This is a genomic window from Spirosoma aerophilum, from assembly GCF_054782495.1.
The window spans coordinates 161,509-183,661 of the sequence record NZ_BAAGSJ010000036.1; the positions used below are offsets into that span (position 1 = coordinate 161,509).

The following is a 22,153-nucleotide window of genomic DNA, read 5'->3' on the forward strand; positions in this document are numbered from 1 at the left end:
AGTGATGTAGGATATATGTGGGGACAGGCGAAAGCAATACATCATACATCACATATCCTACATCATATATCAAATCAGAATCCTACGTTAAGGCCGAACAGGATGGTTTTGGCCGACGGATAGCTGGCGTAATCGAAGCCCTGGCTGCGGCTGTCCTGCCCGAACCGGTTCACCTCCGGATCGTAACCCGAGTAGTTTGTCCAGGTCAGGTAATTCTGTGCCGTCACATACACCCGCAACGACTGGATTTTCAGCGTTTTCAGCGCCGATCCGGGTAGGTTATAGGCCAGTTGAACGTTCTTTAGCCGGAGGTACGACCCATCCTCGATCTGCCGGGTCGATACGCGGTTGGCCGGACGGGTGGTTGAGGCCCGGGGAATGTCGGTATTGGTGTTGGTGGGTGTCCAGCGGTTCAGCATGTCACGATCCTGATTGGTCGTGGCGTTGAGGTATTCAAGCTCATACCGGTTGGCGTTCAGGATGTTATTGCCATATACGCCTTGTAAAAAAGCTGTCAGTTCAATGCCTTTGTAGGAGAAGGTATTACTCAGCCCGCCCAGAAACTTCGGTTGTGCCCGACCAATAATTGTTCGGTCGTTGTCGTCAATTTTCTTGTCGCCGTTGATGTCCAGGTACCGTCGGTCGCCGGGTTTGCGGGCCTGCGGGTCGGTCAGGGCGGCCAGTTCATCGGTGGTCTGGTAAAGGCCATTCGTGACATAGCCAAAGAATGACCCCAGCGGTTCGCCTACCCGGATAATGCCCGAGTTCAGTCCCTGGCCAATGTTGGCCACGCTACCGGCAAAAATCTGCGGAGCCCCGCCAATGTCGAGGACCTTGTTGCGGTTGAGCGCAAAGTTCAGATCGGTGCTCCACTTAAAGGCACCATCCAGATTTCGTGAGGAAATGCTGAGCTCGAACCCTTTATTCTCCACTTTGCCAAGGTTTTTGAAGGCGCTGGAGAAGCCGGATGTGCTTGGCACAGTCACATTGAGCAACAGGTCTTTGGTTCGTTTCAGGTACAGATCGGCCGTCAGCGTGATGCGGTTATTGAGCAAACCAACGTCGACGCCCATATCGGCCTGGGTCGTCGTTTCCCACGACAGGTCGGGGTTGGCAATCTGATTGGGTCCTAGACCCGTCGACACGGTATTTCCGAAAACGTAGTTCTGCGTGCCCAGCAGCGAGTAGGCCGGGTAGTTGCCCACCCCATCCTGGTTGCCCGTTGCGCCGTACGTAACCCGGAATTTAAGGTCATTGATGACTCGATTGTTTTTCAGAAACGCTTCTTCCGAAACCCGCCACGCCAAAGCCGCCGACGGGAAATACCCATACTGTTTGTTGGTCCCGAAGCGCGACGAACCGTCACTCCGGAATGAGGCCGTAAGCAGGTATTTATCTTTATAGCCGTAGTTGATCCGGGCCAGGTACGACTGTAAGCCCCAGGTACCAATGCCCGACGAAGGCGTGAGCGGCACCGAACCGGATCCCAAGTTGCTCGAACCCAGGTTGTCATTGACGAAATTACGCGCCTGTGCCTGGCTGTTTTCCGTGCGGTTGGCCTGTTGGGTATAGCCAAGCAGGGCCGTTATAGTATGCACCGTATTGAACGTACGCGTGTAGGTCAGCAGGTTTTCGTTGAGCCAGGTTACCGACTGCCCGCTGAAGATCGAAGCCGCTCCTCCCTGCGCCAGTCCGCTGGATACCGAACGGGGCAGGTACGAATCCTGCTTCTGCAAAACCCCGTCGATACCCAGCAGCACCCGCAGACTTAGTCCGTCGAGAATCTGGTAATCGCCGAACACATTACCGAAGATGCGGTAGGCCGTATTCCGGTTTTTATTATCGCGGGCCAGCGCCACGGGGTTATCGGCGGTGAAGGCCAGCGCCGGGCTGGTGAGCAGGTACGAGCCATCGGTGTTGGTGACGGGCAGAATGGGCGGAAATTGCAGAGCGGCAATGGTTACCAGGCCCGCGCTGCCTAAATCCCCATCCGAACGCGCCTGATTGGTGACGGTTCGATTGACCGTCAGGCTATTGCCGATCTTTATTTTGTTGGTCAGCTTGCGGTCCAGATTGATACGGAAGGAATATCGGTCAAAATCGGAGTTGACGATGATACCGCCCTGTTTGAAATACCCACCGGCAAGGGCGTACTGCGTTTTCTCGTCGCCACCGCTCATCGACAGCTGGTAGTTGGCAATGGGGGCCTGCCGGAAAATCTCATCCTGCCAGTCGGTGCCTTCACCAAAGGCGTTGACCTGCTCCTGGGTATACACCGCCGGGCGCCCTTCATTGGTGTTGGCGTCGTTTACCAGTTGGGCATACTCCCGGCCGTTCAGCACGGGGTATTTCCGGCGAACTGTCTGAATGCCGTAATACGTATCCAGGTTGATGGTCGATTTGCCGGCTTTCCCCCGTTTAGTGGTGATAATAACGACGCCATTGGACCCCCGCGAGCCATAAATAGCCGTCGACGAGGCATCTTTCAGAACCGAGATGGACTCAATATCGCTGGGGTTGAGCGTACTTAGCACGTTGAAATTCGACCCGCTGCTGGCGCCGTCGTTCTTGAAGGGGATTCCGTCGATGACGTACAGCGGCTCGTTATCACCCTGGATGGAGTTGCCGCCCCGAATCCGGATGCTCGTTGTACCACCGGGTGCGCCCGAGTTCTGGGTGATCTGCACCCCGGCGGCCCGGCCCTGCAAGGCCTGATCGAGGGAGGTGACGGCCACCTTCCGAATTTCCTCGACGGGTACGGTCGATACCGCGCCCGTCAGATCGCTTTTCTTCACCTGGCCGTAGCCCACGACCACCACTTCGTTGAGCGCTTTTGTATCCGGCAGAAGCTGCACATCCATAATCGTCTGATTCCGGACGGCCCGCTCCTGGCTGACGTAGCCGACAAAGCTGAATACCAGGGTAACGGCCGATGCATCGTTCGGAACACTAATCTGGTAGCGTCCCTGTGCATCGGTCGTTGTCCCGCGCGACGATCCTTTCACCACCACACTTACGCCCGGCAGTTCTTCACCCGTTTCGCCGGTAACGCGCCCAGTTATCCGGATATCGGTCTGCGATGTTTCCATCGGTTGCACCGTTGCCAGATTGGTCAGACCGGCCAGCGACACAGGACCTGCTCCGGCGGTTGTCATGGGTATTGGTGCCGGTGAGCTGATCACCGCGCGGTTGTTGTTTTTGGGCGGCAGAATCAGATACGCCCCCGATCGTAGTTTCTTGAAGCGTAAACCATAGGGCTTAAGGAGCAGGTCGAGATTTGTTTCCAGCCGGGCGTTGAAGTTGAGCGGTTCAAGGGGGCTCAGGTGCCGCGAAATGACCGATTCCTCGAACAGAATATCGACGCCGTAATGGTCTTTTAGTTGCAGCAGCGTTTGTTTAAGGGGCTGACTGGCTCCGCTGACCGCCGTACCTTTGCCGGGCTGCCTGCTATCGGTATGCTGCGGAGGGCGGGCAAACGCCAGAGTTTGAGCGACGGTATGCCCATAACCCACACTGATCAACCAACTGGTTGTCAGTAATAACGGTAGCGATTTTTTCATTGATTGACCTGGATTTCAGAAGGAGTAGAAAAAATGATATACTGATCGCGGTGGCTAACCCGTAGGTTGAGCAGTTCGGCCAGAGCATCGGCCAGTTCATCCGACGAACCGGCGCGGATGGTTCCCGTCAGGGTTCGGCGGGCGAGTGCGGGGTCGGCAAGCTGCACCGTTACGCCAAATACGGTCTGAATTTGAGAGGCCACCTCCCGCAGTGATGTGTCGTTGAAGCTAAACAGACGGTATCGCCAGTGGGCAAACCGGATGGTGTCGGCGCGGGCCTGCAACTGCAATGCTCCTTTACCATCGAGCGTAACCCGGTCGCCGGGTTTCATAAGCAGGTTCTGGGGCGGCCGATTGGCCATGGCATAGTGAAGGTTGACCTTCCCCCGTTTCAGGACTACCTCGGCCCGGGCGGCCCGGCTGCGCACGGAGAACTCTGTACCCAGTACCTCAACCGCAAGCCCGTTGGCGGCCAGCACAACAAAGGGCTGGTTGTTAGCCAGGTGCCGGATATCAAAGACCGCATCGCCCGTTAGCTGAACATGGCGGGAGATCCAGCCGTAGCCAATTCGCGGCACCCGCAGCGATGAATTGCTGTTGAGGGCCACCGTTGAGCCATCGGGTAAGCTTACAGAACGGAGCTGGTGTGCCTCCGTCGTGATGGTGGTATACAGAATAGCTTCTTTGACGAACCAGCCGCCAGCCAGTAGCAGCAGCGAAACCGAAGCGGCTGCCAGCCAGCTTCCCCGTCGCCAGAGCGGGCGTGACGCAGCCGCCCGTTGACGAACCAGTGGTACCTGTTCGTCAACGGGCGTATCGAGTCGCTGGCGGAACAGGTCAAGATGCCGGGATAGGTCGGGGGCATATTGCGGGAAACTGCGTTCCCATTCGTCGAGCCACTGGAAATACGTTTCCCGGCTCCCGGCATCGGCCAGCCATTCACCAATTACTTTCTGCTGGACAGACGTGGCCTGCCCGGCAAAATAGGTAAATAACAGTTCTTTCGTTGGTTTCATGATGAGGTCGTCTATCGTTGAGCACTAGAATAGTATCGTCAGCAGAAGCAGTCCCCAACTAATCAGGTTCTGTTGTCGGAGAAATTGCCGAACGGTAGAGAGGGCCCGCAGCAGGTGGTTTTCAACGGTTTTGGGCGACAGGCTCATTTCGGCGGCAATCTCTTTGTAGGATTTTCCTTCAAATCGGCTCAACAGAAAAACCCGCTGCCGTTGGGGCGATAGCTGCTGAACAGCCTGCTCCAGTGCCCGGTATAGCTCATCCTGCTGCAACAGACGGTCGGGTTGGGTAGCATCGAGGTCGGCAGGGTCCAGGTCATCGGGCAGCGTCTCCTGCCGGTTCAACTCCCAGCGCAGGCAATTGTAGGCGCGGTTTCGCACGGCCTGATACAGGTACGCCCGGTAGGAGCCTCTGACCTGCTTGTAGAGTTCTTTCTGGTAGAAGGTGTAGAATAAGTCGGCCACCACATCTTCGGCGGCCTGTCGGTCATACATGAACCGAATGGCATGACTGCAAAGGGGTGAAAAATATTGCCGGAAGAGCAGTTCACAGCCCAGCTTCGGATCGTTGGCAAAGGCGTTGCGGATGAACAACTCGCCGTCAGCAGCCAGAAAGGGCAGAGATTCGGTATCGCTCCGTAGCAAAGGCGATGACCCGGAGGGTGCCGGGTCCGGTATATGCCGGAATGGAAACGCGTTGGCTGACATTAAATCGAAGGGTCTAGTAGACAGAAGACAAGCTCATGCCAAAAATCCCCCAATCGATTTTTATTTTTTATTTATAAAATGCAAAATTTACCTAAGGCCCGTGTCATATGGCTAGTAGCTGACGGGTAAAGGTTATCTAACTAAACGCCCGCGTATTGACGTACAGCATGAAAGCGGCTTTGTCTCATCCTGGGGAGTGATTCAGACAATCTGGTTCAGGCCGCACCACCCGTTTACCAACGTCCTGCTTACTGGCCATACATTGATGCGCTGCCAGGATCTGAGCGTGCATGAACGTTCTGCTGATGACTAATTCATCGCTTTGATCCATGCCCGAAGCAGCTCCAGACTTTCGGTATGTACCCGTTTACGGCCGAGTTCAGGCATCATATCGCCCGGGTCTGTCGACTGAAGGCGGTAGATCAGAATGGATGCCTCAGGGTGACCCGGCAGGATGTCGAAAGACTGACCACCCGACCCTCGACCGGCGGCAACCGGTGGTTTTAAAATCCCCAGCGCCCTCGGGTCTGTTTCCCCAACGCTCAGATTCAATCCTGACGTCATGGCTGGCCCCTGTGGATTGTGGCAATGGGCGCAATTGATGTCGAGCCAGGCCCGAGCCCGGTCGTTAAGCGATCCGGTTTCCGGCTTATTCCACACGGGCGTCTTCGGACAGTTGGCCAGCGGGGGCATATCCGTTAGCATCCCGCTTCGCTGCCAATGCCGAAGTTGGTTTTCGCCCGTCTTCGCCCCGGCGTATAGCATATCGCCGTTGAGTTGCCGTACCGAAGGGCCAATGGGCGTCATGACTTCCTGGCGGTTATGGCACCCTTTACATTGGTTCAGGTTGGGTACCAGATAGGCGTGCTGACGGGCAGTTCCCTGTGCATCCACATACTGAACGGTTTTGGTTTCGCCTGCTACTTCCAGCAGTGCGTCGGTCTGTTCGGGGTTCCATACGTAGGTGAGCGCTTTCCATCCGTCTGGCTGATGAACCAGCAGCCGGGTTTCCAGTAACTGGCGCCCTTTGGCCGGGTCGCGAAAGTCATGCGGGTAGTAGAACGTTTTGACCAGCGTTGTGCCGACCGGAAAGTTGAGCACCGTCGAATCCGTATACGGTACAGACTGGCCCTGAGGTAGTTTGATGAACCGGAGTTTCTCGGCGTAATCCGAAAACAAAGGCGTGTTTAGCGTATAGGGCACAACCCCGTCGGCTGGGCGCTGCTGGGACAGATCACCGGCAAAGAAGCCATAGGCCGATAGTTTTTCGGGCACCGCTGCCTGTTGCCAGCTGACCAGCGTCAGCCACACCAACAGCAACAAGGCACCCGTCAGGTAAGTACGCATCGGTTAACGGGCGTTGACTGTTATGGCCTTCAGCGGGGGCAACTGGCAGTTGAATGGCGCAGCATCGCGGGACATATTTTTGAAACCCGTTCCGGCATCCAGGTTGATGATACTTTGGTTTACGTTGTTCCGAATGCAAATGCGCCGATCGGGCTGCGGATTTCCATTTTTATCCACCGTCGCCGGGTCCATGATACCGTCGTGCAGAATGTGCGGTACTTGCGGGCCGGTTTTAAGGATATTCTTATACAGTTCACCCCACTTCCCGCGCGAAGTAGGCGGGCCGGGGTTGCGCTCGTAGACGTTATCATGAATAGAAACGGCCGTTGAATAAGGGTAATACGATTTGTCGGCAACAGGCAGTTGGGTGAACAGGTAACTGATGATCCCCGTCCCGATGCTTTGGTTGCGAACAAACCGATTGTTGAACACCTCAACCCCGTTGGCTGCCATAATCAGCAAGCCGGTTCCATCTGCTACGCTGGCGACAATATTTCCTTGAGGGGCGAAATTCGGCAGGTTGTTATCGTGAATGAAGTTGTTGAAAACGCGCACATTTCCTCCCTGCTTTTGGACTAGATCGGGCAGATCGAACACGAGAATGCCCCCTGTATTCTCGTAGGCTTCGTTGTCGAACACGTCAGCGTTGCGCGAATTCTCGATCTCAATACCGGCTACGTTATGGTAGGCTTTACTGTTTTTGACAACAATTCCGCGCGACTGCCCCACATAAATGCCCGCGTCGGAAGCCCCGATGGCGGTGCAGCCGTCAATCACTACGTTCTCGCACTGGACCGGGTACAGCCCGTAGCCACCATTCTCCGCCTTTGGCGGACCTGTCCACTCGACTTTGACGTTGCGAAAGAGGATACCTTTGACGTTCATGGTCTTGATGCCATCGCCTTTTGTATCCTGAATGGTCAGGTTTTCGATGACAATCGATTCACTATTCGATACGCGCAGGCCCTCGGCTCCGTCGGTCTGCCCCTTGAAGCTGAGCACGGTTTTGTCGATGCCTTTTCCGCGAATCACGATGCGCTTTTTGTCCTGGAGCGATAAGCTGCCGGTAAAGGTGAATGTTCCCGCATCCAGGTCGATGGTGCTGCCATCATCGGCCATGATCAGGTTCGTCTGGTAGCGTTTCTGGATAGCTGGTTGGGCGTAAAGTGTATGAACGCATAGCCAAACGGTCAGTAGCAATAAGGTTGATTTCATGGAGGCAGGGTTAGCGTAAAGGATGTCGTTTCGCTACCTGTTTGGGTAGCAGCGTCCGGGAATAAAGGTAATTTAAAGCCAAACTATTGGCAAATTTCGACGGTATAAGATGCACCTTAATTGCCTGATCATGTACGCTATATTTGTTTGGCGATGGCCCATTTGAGACGCAAACATGTCAACGTTCATAATAGGGGAGCGTTTTGACGGGACACCGATCTTCTACTGGTTGTTGACAGGTTTACGCACCCGCTGATACATCATTTACCACTCCCTGTCTGATCTGTATACAATGGCTGATGGACAACGGAAGTGCTTTGAAGCTGTCGCCGTCGATAGGGTGGGAATTGTGTACGCCGGTAACGTTGGTGGCTTCTATTCTGGATTTTACCCGGGGATAAAAAACCGGCGTGTGCTGGTCAATACGGGTGGGCGCCTGCTGGGTATGATCGGCGATAAACAGGGACACGTTTAAGACTGTTGAGCAGGTGAATGGAATGCCGGGTACATGAATATGTCCTGGAAATGGGAACCAAAAGGGATATGCAGCTGGGCCTGCGCGCCGACATACGCACCCGAAAGGTAATCACTCTGAAAACACGGTTCGACGCGATTACCAGAGCCGCTTTACCCTCTTTTTATGGGTGAAAGAGCTTGACCGTCGCCAGTAAGACCTGAAACCGTTCACCAAAAAGTTCGATAGGTGAACGGTTGAGGTTTGTGTCTGCCGGGTGCAGTTAGCTAAAAGCCACTCTATTTGAATTAGTTCGGGCTGCCTGTAACGGCTAAAATCTTTTCCTGAATATGAATCTGACATTCATCTACCAGCCCTTCATAATAAATTTCCCATTTTACAATTTTGGCAATATCCTCGGATTCACTGGGTAGCGACATTCGGTCAAGGTAAAATTCTTTCCTCTTTTGCAACTGATCTAAACTCTCGGAACCGTAGGTTAAAATTGCCAGTAATTCAGAAATGGGAAGGTCCTTGAGCTTTGTGAAGTCAACATTTTCCATACATTGCAGAAGAATAAATAGAAGTTTAGTAAGCTGATCCTTTTAAAACTTAAAGGTACCATAGAATCCTAAAAAACAAACAAAATTATACAACGCTCCTGGTTGGAATTGATCAGGACGCCTGATCAATAGTTAAAAAAACGGTTAACGATGTGCTTATTAGCTGGTAGGTTGGCCTAATGCCAATGGCCGTCGTCTCACAAAAGAGCGTTTGATGAGACGCTGGTTTTAGCAATCTGTCAAACCTCTCAATCGTATCCGCAATTTTATGGGTCCATCAGACCGTTGGCTATTGGAAGATCAATACACCTGTTACCAGCAGCAAACCATCTAAAATTACATAATAGGTATAATCGGAGGAACTGCTGACGATTGATCGCCAGAATAGTACCAGCAGGATCATGGGCATACTAATCCAGAGCAACTGCCATAGATCAAATCCCAGCCCGTAAAGCCCAACGGTTGACAGCGCAAAGCCTATAGAAATGCACCGGAACAAGAAGCGCACCTGATCTTCTGCCAGCATGGACACCAGTGTGAGCCATTTCGATTGTCGATCGATGTCCCGGTCCCGATAGTCGAAACACATCGCAATGCCGTAGATCAGTAAAAACCGATTGATGAACCAGACGCCTGCCAGCACGCGCGCCGGTTGGGGAGAGGTATCAACCAGGAACGGTAAAGCAACTGTCACATAAGTCCAGACCAGCGCCAGATACAAGGTCTTCAGGACGGCAATTTTTCGGAGGGCCAAAAAGGGGCGCCAGGGAATTTTGGGCGCGGTATATAAAAATGTCAGCAGGACAACGGGTAAAAGCTGGCTCAGGTAAGCCGTTAACTGAGCCAGGTACCAGATGCCAATCACAAGCGAACCCAGTATCACGCCGAGCAGTTCTTGTTTGTGGGTAGTAATCCAACAGACACGCTCAGTATTGGCGAAGGACTGATTGGTCAACGACCAATCGGTTACGTATACGTGCAGGGAGTAACTACACAAGGTTCCCACAAAGACGAAATAAAGCAATGACGCCGGCACGTGAAAAGCAAACAACCGTATCGTTGTCAGACTCATCACCACAGCGCAAGTTGCAATGTAGAAATTACCAAAAATAGCGGTCTGCCAAACCGCTTTAACGCAACGATAGAGTGTCTGAACCATGGTCGTGTGGAGGAAGAACACCGACACAGGCCAATCTGTTTTGGGATGCCTGGGTGGGCATGGTAGCCATGAATGCCTTTGCAGGGATGAACAACGCGATCAGGCGGATCTAAAGCCACTCGTTTTGGCTCGCAAAAAAATCTTGTTCAGGGTAAGCGCCAAACAGCAAAAAGAGCCCCCGCCGGTCTGCGACTTCCGTTCGGCACGTGTCTACACAAACCAACGGGTGCTCCGTTTGTTAGCCGTTTATCGTTGATAAACGATTAGAAATCATCGGTAACCGTTATGATAGTGAATCCCGCAAACACTGGCTTCAAGGCCCGATAATTGGTACCTTATCATTGTTAGGCAGCGGCTGGCGAAAGTACCGTTCAACAGCAGCCGACCGTCACGTATTCCTGTTACTTTTTGCACCTTAATCCACTTTTAGGCTGCCTGCCGTATAAGCGTTACTCCTGAAGGGCTGCCGTCTCAATTGTTCGTCAGGGTGTAGCCTATGTAAGAAGTTACTTTCTTGCCATTGCTTATATCAACAGCATTGCCGCGCTGCATACGGTAGTCGACTTTTGTTAACTGACCCGTAGTAATCCCATTCTGCACCGTTAACTGCCAGTTTTTACCGGAGCCGGTCAATGCTGTGATCGGGTTACTGATTCCGGCGGTAGTGACCTTCCAACCAGCAAGTACACTCTGGCTTATTTCCCTGTCGAAAGTCAGATCAATGATTGCGTTATTTGCGCCAGATTTATTAACCGACATCAGCTGCGGGGGAATTACGTCGTAAGATGGGTTGGCGAATCCGCTGGTTTTCTTTTTGTAAATATTGATAAGACCGGTAGAGGGATTGTAGCTGAAGTTGTCGGCACCACTAACGCTTACGCTGTTGATGCTGCCACCACCTACTAGCAGGGATACATCACGCCACATCAGATCCTCGCTCAGTTTGCTGTAATCCAGGTTTATCGTCATTACATTACCTGAAACAGACTGCGATTTTATAACTCCCTTTTTCACTTCCATGTATTCGGCAAACTCCTGCAAGCCTGGAATCCAGGTACGATCACCATTTTTACTATGGTTATTGATGTACTGCAGGAAGGCTTTGTAGTTAACAAATTGAGACGAATTGCTAAATGGATAATTCAGCCCGTGCGAAAAGCCCTGATACACATATTTGGTGGCGGCAGTGGCACCGGTTGATGCGGTGAAAGCGTCGTCTACCCATTTAGTCGCATTGGCCAGGTCGGTCGCTGACCAGGAATCTCCCCACCACCGGCGAGTTGTGATCAATCGTCGGCTTTCATCACTTTTGACTTTTTCCGTCCAAAGCACATTATACTTGACAGGGCCATTGTTGTCATCAGACGCGAACCCGCTTGACCCATACCCCTGGCTGGCGGTCAGGATGTAGTTTAGTGAAAAAGCCGTTTCAACAAAGCCCTCATAATCAGTAGGTACAGTAAACGTGCGCGTTTTGATTCCCAACTGATTATACAGGTTTATTTCGTTTTGCTTGAGGTCATAATAACGGCTAAAATACGCTGCATGCGTTAGACTATGATTGGAGAAGTCAATGGCCCCTGATGCAAACATCGTGCGTGCCTGTGCCCAGGTTGTCACCGTGTTGTTACTTCCATCGTGCGTGTTATTGGCGCACCAGGCAAAGGTATAATGCCATTTTACAGGCTGGCCCGCCCCATCCGTATAGGTCATTCCTGGATAGCTACTGCCGTCAGCCGCGGTTCCGCCTACGATATACGGATAGACAACATTGTAGTCGCCAAGTTTTCCATCATCTTTCACTAAAATGAAGCCGACCGATTTATTATACTTCAGATCAGCAAAATTGGCTACAGGCGAAACGGGCGTATTATTGAAGGTTACAGTTACCGTGATGTCTGAAGCGGTGGCAGCTCTCCTGGAACCCTGAGCGCCTGAACTTGTGTCCGGTTCGACAGGGCTACAATTTGTGGCTAGTAGAGAAATGGCTAAAGCAGCGGCAAGGCTAAGTGTATAAGTTAATTTCATAGATGGTTAAAAAAGTTAGTTGAACAAATATAATTCTGTGCAACTAAATCCTATCAAGCGGGAATTTTCCTATCAAGTGCAGAATATTACTCAGTATTTGTGATAATATGCTCAGGTATAAATACTTAATAATGTGTGATTTGTAGAAATCATGAAATAGATCAATTCGATCAAATAAGTTAATTTATTTACTGTAATATGTAGTTTTAAGGAAATATTGTTAACTTATTACGCTATATATGTAAAGTATATGTAACACTAAGCGAAAAATATTTTAAGGAAATTTACTTAGTTATTTTCTGTTTTTTGAATGATATATACATAATAATATGAAAATTGAATCACATTTGCCAAAATCTCAATATGCAGACGTACGTGTAACCTGATAACAGCAAGTAAATAGGCCTATTAGCCGTCGAGCGTACGGCCTTGGTAAAGAATAATAAACTTGCTCGTAAATGACTGGCTAATACGCGTTTCAAGAAGCCTAACAAGCACCTTTTATCGTTTCCTTTTTCAATTTAGCCTGAAGAGCGCTTCAGGAGCAGCTCATTATTTGTAAAGGGTATCATTCAATGCAAATAGCCGTGCGGCTGAAGCACTACTCAGAACGCTACTACCGCAAGACGTTAGGCCGATAGATGGAAAAGGCAGACCCTTGCCCCGGTTGATTCTTGCAGGTGATTTGAATATGGAGAGCGACCTACTGATAAAGTCGACGATTCGGTGTTTGCCGGGGCTTGCCACGGCACCTTCCCGCCCCCATCCGTAGCTGACCCAGCAGACCTCCCGGGCGTCATCAACTTCTACAAATACACATCGTGACAAACCGAAAGGCTGCCCTATCTTGGCCCCAGGCGAATCCATCGTTTTATCAATGTCGGGCAGCACGACCAGCTCCTGGCTGACTTCGGCCGGAAAAGCCAGATTTATCTCCTGCCGTTTACACTCGGTGATGTCCAAATACAGTAGCTACCAGATAGCTGTCCCCATTGCGTATCGGGAGGGAGCGATTTTGCGAGAAGATGATTGTATTATCTGACCAATTTACTCCGTCGCATACGGGACATATCGTATGAATTATCGTGCAGAGATAAAAATGTGATCAATGAAACGTTGCCTTCTTTCGTCGATAGTATTCAGAAAAACGTCTGGAGCCTGTTAATAAAAATAATACTAATTAGTTGTATATCAGTCATTTAGTGTCTGATGGATAGCTAGGCATAGCCTGTGCAGGCTGAACACGATACCGCCTTTGGAGTTATCTAGTTTGTTAGGGCCGACGTATAAGAACCCTATTCGTTTTTGATGGCTGTTGATAATGTACCCCTTGGTTTAGGGGTGGAGGTTGAAAATGAACGGTTACGATTTGCTCTGAAGGCAGCCGCGATTGGCACCTGGGATGTAAATCTGCGCACGATGGTGGCCTGGTGGGATCCCTACACCAAAGAGCTGTACGGGATGGAGGGTGCAGATGCCCTTGGCATTGAATCAATCCGGCAACTGATGCAGTATGTTCATCCGCTGGATCAACATGCTGTACATCAGGCTATGCTTCGGGCGCTCGATCCGGCCTGGGGTGGACTTTACGAAATCGAGTTCCGTATCCAGCGACAGAATGATGGTCAGACGCGCTGGTTGCTGGCCAAGGGCCAGGCCTATTTTGATGACCGGGGAGAGGCCTACCGCTTTTCGGGTACCGCACAGGATATTACTCTGCAGGTGGAGGCTCGCCAGGCATTGGCTCAGCAGCAAGCGCAGCAACGCTTTATCCTGCTTCTTTCAGACACCCTCCGTTCCTTAAGCGATCCCTTAACGATGTACTATCAAACGGCCTGCCTGGTAGGTGAATACCTAGGGGCGAATCGGGTCGGGTATGCCGAAGATCAGGGTGATGATCAAACGATCGTCGTGCTGCGCAACTACGTAAACGGCGTAGCAGATCTGCAGGGTACCTACCAGTACGCTGATTACGGCCCCCTACTGGATGAGTTTCTGGCAGGACGCACCGTTGTGCGATCCGATATTGCCCATGACCTGACCTTGACGCCTGCTCAGAGAGAAGCGCATCAACTGCTCGAACTAGGGGCGACGGTTAACAAGCCATTGATGAAGGAAGGTCGTCTGATGGCGGTTTTGTTTATCCATTACCGGGCAGCGCATAGCTGGTCGGAAGATGAGCTGAATTTAGTGGATATGGTAGCCGAAAGGTTGGTAGTAGCCATTGACCGGGCCCGGGCGGATGAAACGCTGCGGCAAAGTGAACAGCGGTTCCGGCTCCTGGCCGACGCGGTACCCCAGGCGATTTGGGTGACGGATGCGCAGGGCAATACCGAGTTTCTTAACAAATGGTGGACTGAATACAGTGGCGTTTCCTACAAACCTACCACTGCCTGGCAGATTGCCGCTGACCTGCTGCATCCGGATGATGAACCGCTCCTGGTAGCCGTTTTTAAACAAGCCATGCAAAACGGTACCCACTTTGAGCTCGAACAGCGCAACCGATCAGCTTCGGGAGAATACCGCTGGTTTCTCAACAAAGGTGAGCCCTATCGTGACCCATATACCAATCAAATCACCAAGTGGGTCGGCATCAGTGTCGACATTCACGATCGCAAGCTGGCGGAACACTTACTTCAGCAAAGTGAGTCCCGTCTCCGGACCCTGGCTGCCCAGCTCGAGCAGCAGGTGCAGCAGCGTACAGCCGAATTGGCGGGGAGAAACCAGGAGTTAGCCACGATCAACCAGGAGTATGCTGCAATTAATCAGGAGTTGCAGGAAGCCAACAACTTACTGGCCCGATCCAATGCCAATCTGCAGCAGTTCGCTTACGTAGCCTCGCATGACCTGCAGGAACCACTGCGCAAGATTCAGCAGTTTGGCGACCTGCTAAAGGCGCGGTATACGCAGTCGAAAGGGGAGGAGGTCGATTATCTGGAGCGGATGCAGTCTGCGGCAGCTCGTATGTCTACCCTCATTAAAGATCTCTTAAACTACTCGCGCATCTCGACCCAGCGGGATGCCAGCGGCCCGGTGATGTTGGATGAGGTAGTCCGGCAGGTAATCTCAACGCTGGAACTTACCATTAAGGAGACAGGGGCTCAGATCCTGGTGCAGCCCTTACCCACCGTGCTGGGAGATGCATCTCAACTGGGACAGTTGTTTCAGAACCTGCTAAGCAATGCCTTGAAGTTCCGGCGGCCGGATAGCACGCCACACGTTGAGATCAAATCGCGGTGGCTGACCTGGGAACACCTCCCTGCGTCGATCAAACCGGACCGGGGTACCCTGGCCTATCATCAGATTGATGTGATCGATAACGGGATTGGCTTCGACGAAAAGTACGTGAACCGCATCTTTCAGGTGTTTCAGCGGCTGCACGGGAAGGGGGAGTATGCGGGCACGGGCATCGGCCTGGCCATTTGCGAAAAGGTAGTCGTCAATCATGGGGGGGCGATCACCGCCCGGAGTCAACCGGGCCAGGGCACTGTCTTTTCCATTTACCTTCCTGTGTAGGTAAGCTGAACTTGTTGGCGGGGTTGATTTTAGATTCGCCTGACCTTGCAATACACTCAGACTATCAATCGCTTGAGACCCATCACATTGGTGATTTGCCTGCTTTCATTCTGATTGATCCAGGGGCGTTATTCTGGATCAAACTTTACGGTCCCACGAACTAAGTCTAACTCTATATAAGGAGGGATGGCCGATTCAGTAAGTGGCAAACGCATTCCCTTCTTAACTGCTAATCGTCTGAATAGAGCTATATTGAATAACCAGCCCTTTTTACTTCAAAGGGCTGGTTATTCAATATAGCTCGGAGTCCATCCTTTAGTTACTTCCCGCCAAACAAGAAGCCCAGGGAGAGTCCGAACGCCGTATTTTTCACAGAACTAGAAGCACCATTGGCGATATTGGCCAGGCCCGGCGAATAATAGCCTGAGACCATCACTCCGGAGGGGAGTTCATACCCCACCGACAGCCGCAGCCCATAATCCAGTCGTCTGGCATCTCCGTCTTTGGTGCTGAAATCAATTGTCTGACTTTCTTTTTTGCCTGAATTAGTCGCCGTTGATTTACCACTCAAGGCGTAAGCCAGATAGGGACCGGCTCCGAGGACCACTGAGCCGGGGCCTGCCTCCAGGGAGTATGTTAGCTGCACAGGCACTTCAACATAGGTAAACACCGTACTCACCGATCCACTTGTCAAGCCCCCGCTCAAACTGCCTAAATTGATGGCTGATCCCTTCACCGAATACAATACCTGAGGCCGAATAGAGATTTTCTCACTTACCTTAACATCGGCCAGCAGACCACCCATGTAGCTTAGCTGATTACTTGTCTTTAATGTCAAGCCACCAAGGGTATATTTTTGGCTAACCAATTGAACACCAGCGGTCACCCCGTAACGGACTTGTGCTGAGGAAATCAAAGGACTGAAAAGTAAGGCGGCTACTAGCAATGCAGATTTTTTCATGTGACTACGTGATTTAAATGGAATGGATAAGTGGAAAATAAGGGTTAATGGATTGATAGAGAGGTAATTGTGTAGGCTGGGCAACAATTCTGATAGTAGCCCTCCTTGTAGTTAGCTACCCTATATCGCCAGAAGATCTGATGGCTCGTCTTTTTTAGTCAGATCCTGCTCGAGTAAAGTCCCTAAAACCGAGGGCTAAGTTTCGGCTAGCCCATCCCCGCAGGGTTTAAAAGGCTTTTACCGAGGGCGTCTTTCAGAATAACTATCCGCAAGCGCAAGGGACTGTTTCGCGGACGGGGATAGGTTACCCCCTTTTCGGCATTCGTGCGTCACGAGCCTGAGCGCATACGGATATAAAGAAAACTCTGGTGCGGACTGATCGGGGTTGGGGTATCGGGCCGAGGTTTGGGTGAGTTGAATCCAGGTAAGGCGTGGGGCCAGTTGGTTTTGCATGACGGGTGCTGTTGTAAACGATGTGTAAAACTAGCTTCCCGGGCTCTGCCCAAAAATGAAGAGTTTACTTCCGGCTGGTTTCAGCTTATCTTCGGCCACCCCAGGGTTAGGTCTGGAACCGGTTGGCATTGCAGAGAAGCGTATACGACGAATGGCGTTTGACAGATGTTAAAAAACTAACCGCCTTTTAAAAACGCTCCTGCCTGAGACGAAGGATCAAATCTTTTCATGAATGCCTTCTTGTAATCGTAGCAAGAGTCAGACTATTTCTATACTTAACCAATACGTCTCCCAAAGCGGCCAGCTGCTTTATTGTCAGGTTTGCGATTCAATCAATGCCCGCTTTACCTGAGATGAGTTCACCGCCATCTACAAACTAGCAGAAAACTCATTTTTCAGGCCTATTCCCGAAAGTAAACCAGCAAACTAGTTAGTTATCTGAAAAGATTCATGTTAGTTTACGTCCCTGGTAACAAGATACTCTTTATAAAACCCATCGAGCTTGTCAATCGCCTGATCGACGTACTGGGCCACATCGTAGAGTTCGTAGTGTCCCGCACCCTCAATGACCATGAAATCTTTCTTGTTTGGGGCTTGCTCCCATAGCTGTTGGCCGTCGCTGAATGAGAAGGTATTCCCTAGTCTTCCCCCTACAATTACCTGGAGGGGCTGCGTAAGTAACTCCCCGACCAAATGAAAGGCGTCGAACCCCATGAGCAAAGCATCGCTTCTGGACAGGCGACGATTGGTCGAGTAGGGGCTGTAGCTGCGGGGAGTCCGGTAGTAGTCTACCGCTTCTAAGGTATCTGGGTCAGTAATGCCCCAGGCTTTTGCTTCTTCCGGACTATCCGGAATCCATTTTTCGCGCCGTAATTCACCGCCATTCGTTTCGAGGGTTCGTTGTTTACCTACTTCTTCGATGGCTTTGACAACGCCACCTGCTGAGCGAACGGCTTGTCGGAAAGCCCGGCCTATATTGACGGGCACGACGGTACCGACCGCCCTAATTCGATGCTCCGTCAGGGCGGCATTCACCGCGTAACCCCCACCCGCGCAAACGCCGAGGATACCGATTCGGTCCTGGCCAACGTAGGGCAGCGTAGTGAGAAAGTCAACCGCACAGCGAATATCTTCAACTCGGGCTGCGGGGTCTTCTAAATCGCGTGGTTCGCCACCGCTCTGGCCTTGATAGGACGGGTCGAAGGCTAGGGTTATAAACCCTTTAGCCGCCATCCGCTCCCCATAGAACTTGCCGATCTGTTCTTTTACGTTACTGCCCGGGGTAACAATCACCAGGGCTGCGTACTGCTTATTTTGATCAAAGTCATCGGGCAGACGAATCTCGCCCGCTAGGTCGATCGCTTTGTTTTTAAATGAAACGCGCTGAGTCTGATGAGACATAGTTTATTTTATAAGGTTATAAGGTTGAGCAATCCGTCTATCGAGTGGTCTAAACAGGCTCCTATCCGGTCGCATCCATTGTAATGCTAGACGGTGATTGACCATATATTTTTTTAAAAGCATACGAAAAGTGGGCAAGACTTTCGAACCCAACCTCGTGGTAGACCTGCGATGGCCGCCTGCCTTTTACTTTGAGCAAATAAAAGGCTTCTTCAAGCCGCTTTCGGTAAAGCCAGCGTCCAGGAGACATTTGAAAAACACGGTTGAAGTTTCGTTTGAACGACGCCAGACTGCGGCCCGTTAAATAGGCCCACTGTTTCAATTCGACATTGAAGCGAAAGTTTTGTTGCATGAATGTCTCCAGATCAATCTTACCAGGCTGACTAAAATTGAACAGTACACTCTGCAGGGAGGGATGCAATTGCTGTAGCAATAGCAGGGCTTCCTGTCCTTTGAGGTGGGCCAAAGGCAGTGGCAGTGGCAGATCGAAATAAGGCTCTAAAGCGGCAAAGAAGTTATGCAGTAGCAAGCCGGGGGCCAGCGACTGCACAATCGGATTATTGGTGTAGGATTGCTCACCATATACCCCGTATTGCTGGCTGAATGCCTGCAACACGGAGTTATCAAACAAGATCGTGATGGAGCGAAACGAAGCGTCATCGGGCGGGATCTTGGTGAATTTTGCCAGCAAATTTTTAGGGCAAAAAACTAAACTACCCGCCCCGAAATCACGACTTTCCCCCGAATCCAATACCCGTAAGCGGCCCGATAGAATATAGCTTATGCCGTGTAGAGCGACACACTGTTCGACGGCCGCATGACGGCTCTCATACACTGAAAATACGATTCCTGACCCACCCCCGGAAGGCATTCGTTCCTGTTTATCCATTCAGCTAAAAAATCCGTTCAGCTAACAAAATTAGTAGGCTAGCGCGTACGGGTGGTTGCGTGCGAAGCTCAAGTTTATTGCGCAGAAAGCTCACAAAGGGTTTATAGCGGCTGATAAGCAAGTGCTCTTCTTCGTAAAGCAATTACGAATGGCGAACCATCAAGTAGGCCTGATCAATAAAGTATTGCGGAAACGCTCCTACCTGAGACGACGATAGCCCCTTCCTGTATTTTCCACTTAAAGGGGTATTTGCCACTTAAAGGGGGCGTTTTTTTGAGACTATTTTATAGGCAATCTGTTGGGTCAATGTGCCCAGCTATTTAGGCGTAAAAAGCTACAACATTCATTAAAAAGCCACTTTTACGTTTCGTTGACATTCTTTTACAGGTCATTAATAGACAGCAGAATAGAAACCTTTAGCTTTGAGCCTAAGCAGTTCTCCCGGATCTGATTTATCAGGATATAGATTTACTACAATTAAACGTGCAAAAAATATGAAAAGAATCATTTATGCGCTGATCTTACCGCTGGTTGTGGTAAGCGGTCTGGTACTGGCTAATCGTGAAATTAAACATGAAGCGTTAAAAACGTCAAATGCAAAGCCACCCTCTGCTGAGGAAAGGAAAGCGGCACGGAAAAGATGGGAGGCTACCCCGGATGGTATGAAGTACAAAAAATGGGAAGCGTCTTCCGATGGTAAAAAAGTGTTTGCCGGTGAAGCGAAGATAAGGAAGTATATAAGTGCTTTTACCAATATGGAGGCTGTTGTAACCTCGCTTTCTCTTCCGCCAGGCTCACGATTAGGTTTTGGCGTGATGGTCAGGATTAATGGTGACGATTACATTCTCAGTTTTGGGTCTGAGAAGTTTGACAAGAATTCGCCGAACGTTACCAGTGACTTTCAGCAATTGCATAACCTGAAAGTCGACGATAAAATAATTATAAGAAGCCATAGCGTCATGCACGCGCCCAAATATTTTTATCCAATCGTATCGGGCGACTATGTCGAACGAGATGGAAAACTGATGTATAAGCGCGCCCCTCGCCAGGGTGGTTGCTAAGCAAATTGTGAACGAGATACAGGACTTGTTCTTAACGTTTTTGTTATCTCCTGTGGACAAAATCAAACAGGAGATAATAAAATAGTATCAGGTATGAAGATTAGTGACAGGTTCAGGGTTGGAGGATGAACAAGCAACTAGTAGTAAGGAAAAGCAAGTATTAGGGCTATACTTCATTGTCGATGTTGCTTTATATTTTAAAGTAAAATACAATACTCAAAATACTGATTAGTAGCGCAATGGTTGCACTAACAGCGGGTGAAGTTGTAAGTAGTCCAGGGAAACCGTGTGTCAACTACCGCCCGAGTGCTCATTTTTAAAATGAAAGCTTCTTCTAGCAGGTGGGGAGCCTTTGCCGAGAAAGTGTTTTTTACTATCTGGCAACGACTAAAGGTAGCATACGATAGAATCAGCGTGAAGACCGGTTAACGCTGTTTGACAGGCACTACGCAGCGAAGGCCGGAAAGTCATCCAAAAAACGGACGTCAGCCGTCTCGTGGTCGATCCCGCAGCAGTAATGCGTCAGGCCATTGGAAATGACCACGTAGGGTGCCTTGTGAACGTGATTGTAACGGGCGATCTGATCGAAAACCGATTGGGTCAAGGGAATGTGCGGTGCTTTACATTCCACCACCAGAAATGGCTGCCCCGCCCGGTCAAAAACAACAACATCCGTACGCTTCTGGGTCTGGTTCAGCATCAGGCCCCCTTCGGTACGGATCAGAGCCTTTGGATAGGCGTAATGGGTCAATAACAGATTGACAATATGCTGCCGTACCCATTCTTCGGGCGACAGCCGAACGTACTTCCGGCGTAATGAATCGAAAATATAGGGTTTCCCTTCGACTTGCTTAATTTTACAGTCAAAAGCAGGGAGGTTCAGCGCAACCATACCTCAAAGATATAAAGAGCGAAAGAGGGAATGAGTGAAAGAGCGAATAAAAAATCCCACCATTCGACTTCGGTAATGATAAAATCACTCTTTCGCTCTTTCGGCCTTTCATTCTTTACTACATGAAAACAAAGGAAGAAATTGTACAGAACTGGTTGCCCCGCTATACGGGCACACCCATTGAGGTGTTTGGCGAATATATTCTGCTGACCAACTTTATTAACTACGTGGAGATTTTCGCCAGAAAGTTCGACGTGGAGATTTTTGGTATGGGGCGGGCCATGCAAACGGCTACCGCCAATAACATCACCATCATCAACTTTGGTATGGGCAGTGCAATGGCCGCTACGGTTATGGATCTGCTGACAGCCATTGACCCCAAAGCGGTTCTGTTTCTGGGTAAATGTGGCGGATTGAAAAAAACGCAGATCGGCGATCTGATTCTGCCCATTGCCGCCATCCGGGGCGAAGGGACCAGCAACGATTACATGCGTCCTGAAATACCGGCGCTACCCTCGTTCCGGTTACAACGGGCTGTTTCGTCGACCATTAAACGGTACGAACTCGACTACTGGACCGGTACAGTATACACCACCAATCGGCGGATCTGGGAACATGACGAGGTCTTCAAAGATTACCTGCGCGAAATCCGGGCCATGGCTATCGACATGGAGACGGCGACCATCTTTACTGTCGGCTTTGTCAACTCCATTCCGCATGGGGCGTTGCTGCTCGTGTCAGACAACCCGCTCGTGCCGGAAGGTGTAAAAACCGAAGAAAGCGACAAACGCGTAACGGGTCAATTCGTAAACGTCCACCTCGAAATAGGCATCGACGCCCTGCTCGAACTCGAATCCTCCGGCGACTCTGTAAAGCACCTGAAGTTTGAATAGGTGAGTAGTAAGCAATAGGAGTTAGGAGGGCTGGCGCACA

At 50.8% G+C, this 22,153-nt stretch carries 19 protein-coding genes; 5 read left to right on the forward strand and 14 right to left on the reverse strand.

Annotated features, from left to right (window positions below; genetic code table 11):
• Nucleotides 1–74: 74 nt before the first annotated feature.
• The 6 genes from ACYVK4_RS28510 to ACYVK4_RS28535 all read right to left on the reverse strand — a co-directional run bounded on the left by ACYVK4_RS28510 (nt 75) and on the right by ACYVK4_RS28535 (nt 8,312).
• Complete coding sequence (locus ACYVK4_RS28510) at nt 75–3,560, reverse strand: SusC/RagA family TonB-linked outer membrane protein (RefSeq protein ID WP_461130984.1); 3,486 nt, start codon at nt 3,558–3,560, stop codon at nt 75–77.
• Nucleotides 3,557–4,576, reverse strand: a complete 1,020-nt coding sequence (locus ACYVK4_RS28515) for a FecR family protein (RefSeq protein WP_461130985.1) — start codon at nt 4,574–4,576, stop codon at nt 3,557–3,559. Before ACYVK4_RS28515 ends, ACYVK4_RS28510 begins: the two co-directional genes overlap by 4 nt.
• Before the next feature lie 24 nt (nt 4,577–4,600).
• Nucleotides 4,601–5,281 carry an RNA polymerase sigma-70 factor gene (locus tag ACYVK4_RS28520; RefSeq protein ID WP_461130986.1) on the reverse strand — a complete coding sequence of 227 codons (681 nt, stop codon included), beginning with the start codon at nt 5,279–5,281 and terminating at the stop codon, nt 4,601–4,603.
• Between the two features lie 309 nt (nt 5,282–5,590).
• Nucleotides 5,591–6,628: an SO2930 family diheme c-type cytochrome gene (locus ACYVK4_RS28525; protein WP_461130987.1), complete on the reverse strand. Its 1,038-nt coding sequence runs from the start codon at nt 6,626–6,628 to the stop codon at nt 5,591–5,593.
• Between the two features lie 3 nt (nt 6,629–6,631).
• Complete coding sequence (locus ACYVK4_RS28530) at nt 6,632–7,843, reverse strand: parallel beta-helix domain-containing protein (RefSeq protein WP_461130988.1); 1,212 nt, start codon at nt 7,841–7,843, stop codon at nt 6,632–6,634.
• A 241-nt stretch (nt 7,844–8,084) separates the two neighbouring features.
• A complete protein-coding gene (locus ACYVK4_RS28535) occupies nt 8,085–8,312 on the reverse strand; it encodes a hypothetical protein (RefSeq protein ID WP_461130989.1) in 228 nt (75 codons plus the stop codon).
• Nucleotides 8,313–8,368: 56 nt separating this feature from the next.
• Between ACYVK4_RS28535 and ACYVK4_RS28540 the strand changes: the two genes are divergently transcribed.
• Complete coding sequence (locus ACYVK4_RS28540) at nt 8,369–8,491, forward strand: hypothetical protein (protein WP_461130990.1); 123 nt, start codon at nt 8,369–8,371, stop codon at nt 8,489–8,491.
• A gap of 114 nt (nt 8,492–8,605) precedes the next feature.
• On the opposite strand, the gene ACYVK4_RS28545 is transcribed toward ACYVK4_RS28540, so the two are convergent.
• Nucleotides 8,606–8,860 (reverse strand): hypothetical protein, encoded by a 255-nt coding sequence (locus ACYVK4_RS28545; RefSeq protein WP_461130991.1) that lies wholly within the window; start codon nt 8,858–8,860, stop codon nt 8,606–8,608.
• 289 nt (nt 8,861–9,149) lie between these two features.
• Nucleotides 9,150–10,019, reverse strand: a complete 870-nt coding sequence (locus ACYVK4_RS28550) for a UbiA prenyltransferase family protein (protein ID WP_461130992.1) — start codon at nt 10,017–10,019, stop codon at nt 9,150–9,152.
• Between ACYVK4_RS28550 and ACYVK4_RS28555 the strand changes: the two genes are divergently transcribed.
• Nucleotides 10,007–10,132 (forward strand): hypothetical protein, encoded by a 126-nt coding sequence (locus tag ACYVK4_RS28555; protein WP_461130993.1) that lies wholly within the window; start codon nt 10,007–10,009, stop codon nt 10,130–10,132. The two genes, ACYVK4_RS28550 and ACYVK4_RS28555, sit on opposite strands and share 13 nt — an antisense overlap.
• Before the next feature lie 358 nt (nt 10,133–10,490).
• On the opposite strand, the gene ACYVK4_RS28560 is transcribed toward ACYVK4_RS28555, so the two are convergent.
• Nucleotides 10,491–12,047: a polysaccharide deacetylase family protein gene (locus tag ACYVK4_RS28560; RefSeq protein ID WP_461130994.1), complete on the reverse strand. Its 1,557-nt coding sequence runs from the start codon at nt 12,045–12,047 to the stop codon at nt 10,491–10,493.
• 552 nt (nt 12,048–12,599) lie between these two features.
• A complete protein-coding gene (locus ACYVK4_RS28565; RefSeq protein WP_461130995.1) occupies nt 12,600–13,010 on the reverse strand; it encodes a hypothetical protein in 411 nt (136 codons plus the stop codon).
• Between the two features lie 345 nt (nt 13,011–13,355).
• Between ACYVK4_RS28565 and ACYVK4_RS28570 the strand changes: the two genes are divergently transcribed.
• Nucleotides 13,356–15,563 carry a PAS domain-containing sensor histidine kinase gene (locus tag ACYVK4_RS28570; RefSeq protein WP_461130996.1) on the forward strand — a complete coding sequence of 736 codons (2,208 nt, stop codon included), beginning with the start codon at nt 13,356–13,358 and terminating at the stop codon, nt 15,561–15,563.
• A 319-nt stretch (nt 15,564–15,882) separates the two neighbouring features.
• On the opposite strand, the gene ACYVK4_RS28575 is transcribed toward ACYVK4_RS28570, so the two are convergent.
• The 3 genes from ACYVK4_RS28575 to ACYVK4_RS28585 all read right to left on the reverse strand — a co-directional run bounded on the left by ACYVK4_RS28575 (nt 15,883) and on the right by ACYVK4_RS28585 (nt 19,267).
• Nucleotides 15,883–16,524 carry a porin family protein gene (locus ACYVK4_RS28575; protein WP_461130997.1) on the reverse strand — a complete coding sequence of 214 codons (642 nt, stop codon included), beginning with the start codon at nt 16,522–16,524 and terminating at the stop codon, nt 15,883–15,885.
• A 906-nt stretch (nt 16,525–17,430) separates the two neighbouring features.
• Nucleotides 17,431–18,378, reverse strand: a complete 948-nt coding sequence (locus ACYVK4_RS28580; protein WP_461130998.1) for an alpha/beta hydrolase — start codon at nt 18,376–18,378, stop codon at nt 17,431–17,433.
• A gap of 61 nt (nt 18,379–18,439) precedes the next feature.
• The gene (locus ACYVK4_RS28585) at nt 18,440–19,267 is read right to left on the reverse strand and encodes an AraC family transcriptional regulator (protein ID WP_461130999.1); all 828 of its coding nucleotides are present in this window, start codon (nt 19,265–19,267) and stop codon (nt 18,440–18,442) included.
• Nucleotides 19,268–19,761: 494 nt separating this feature from the next.
• Here ACYVK4_RS28585 and ACYVK4_RS28590 point away from each other — a divergent pair, with 494 nt between their 5' ends.
• Nucleotides 19,762–20,328 (forward strand): hypothetical protein, encoded by a 567-nt coding sequence (locus tag ACYVK4_RS28590; protein ID WP_461131000.1) that lies wholly within the window; start codon nt 19,762–19,764, stop codon nt 20,326–20,328.
• Between the two features lie 445 nt (nt 20,329–20,773).
• Here the strand turns inward: ACYVK4_RS28590 and ACYVK4_RS28595 are convergent, their stop codons facing one another.
• Complete coding sequence (locus ACYVK4_RS28595) at nt 20,774–21,220, reverse strand: type I restriction enzyme HsdR N-terminal domain-containing protein (RefSeq protein WP_461131001.1); 447 nt, start codon at nt 21,218–21,220, stop codon at nt 20,774–20,776.
• 122 nt (nt 21,221–21,342) lie between these two features.
• Here ACYVK4_RS28595 and ACYVK4_RS28600 point away from each other — a divergent pair, with 122 nt between their 5' ends.
• Nucleotides 21,343–22,113 (forward strand): AMP nucleosidase, encoded by a 771-nt coding sequence (locus ACYVK4_RS28600; protein ID WP_461131002.1) that lies wholly within the window; start codon nt 21,343–21,345, stop codon nt 22,111–22,113.
• Nucleotides 22,114–22,153 lie beyond the last annotated feature (40 nt).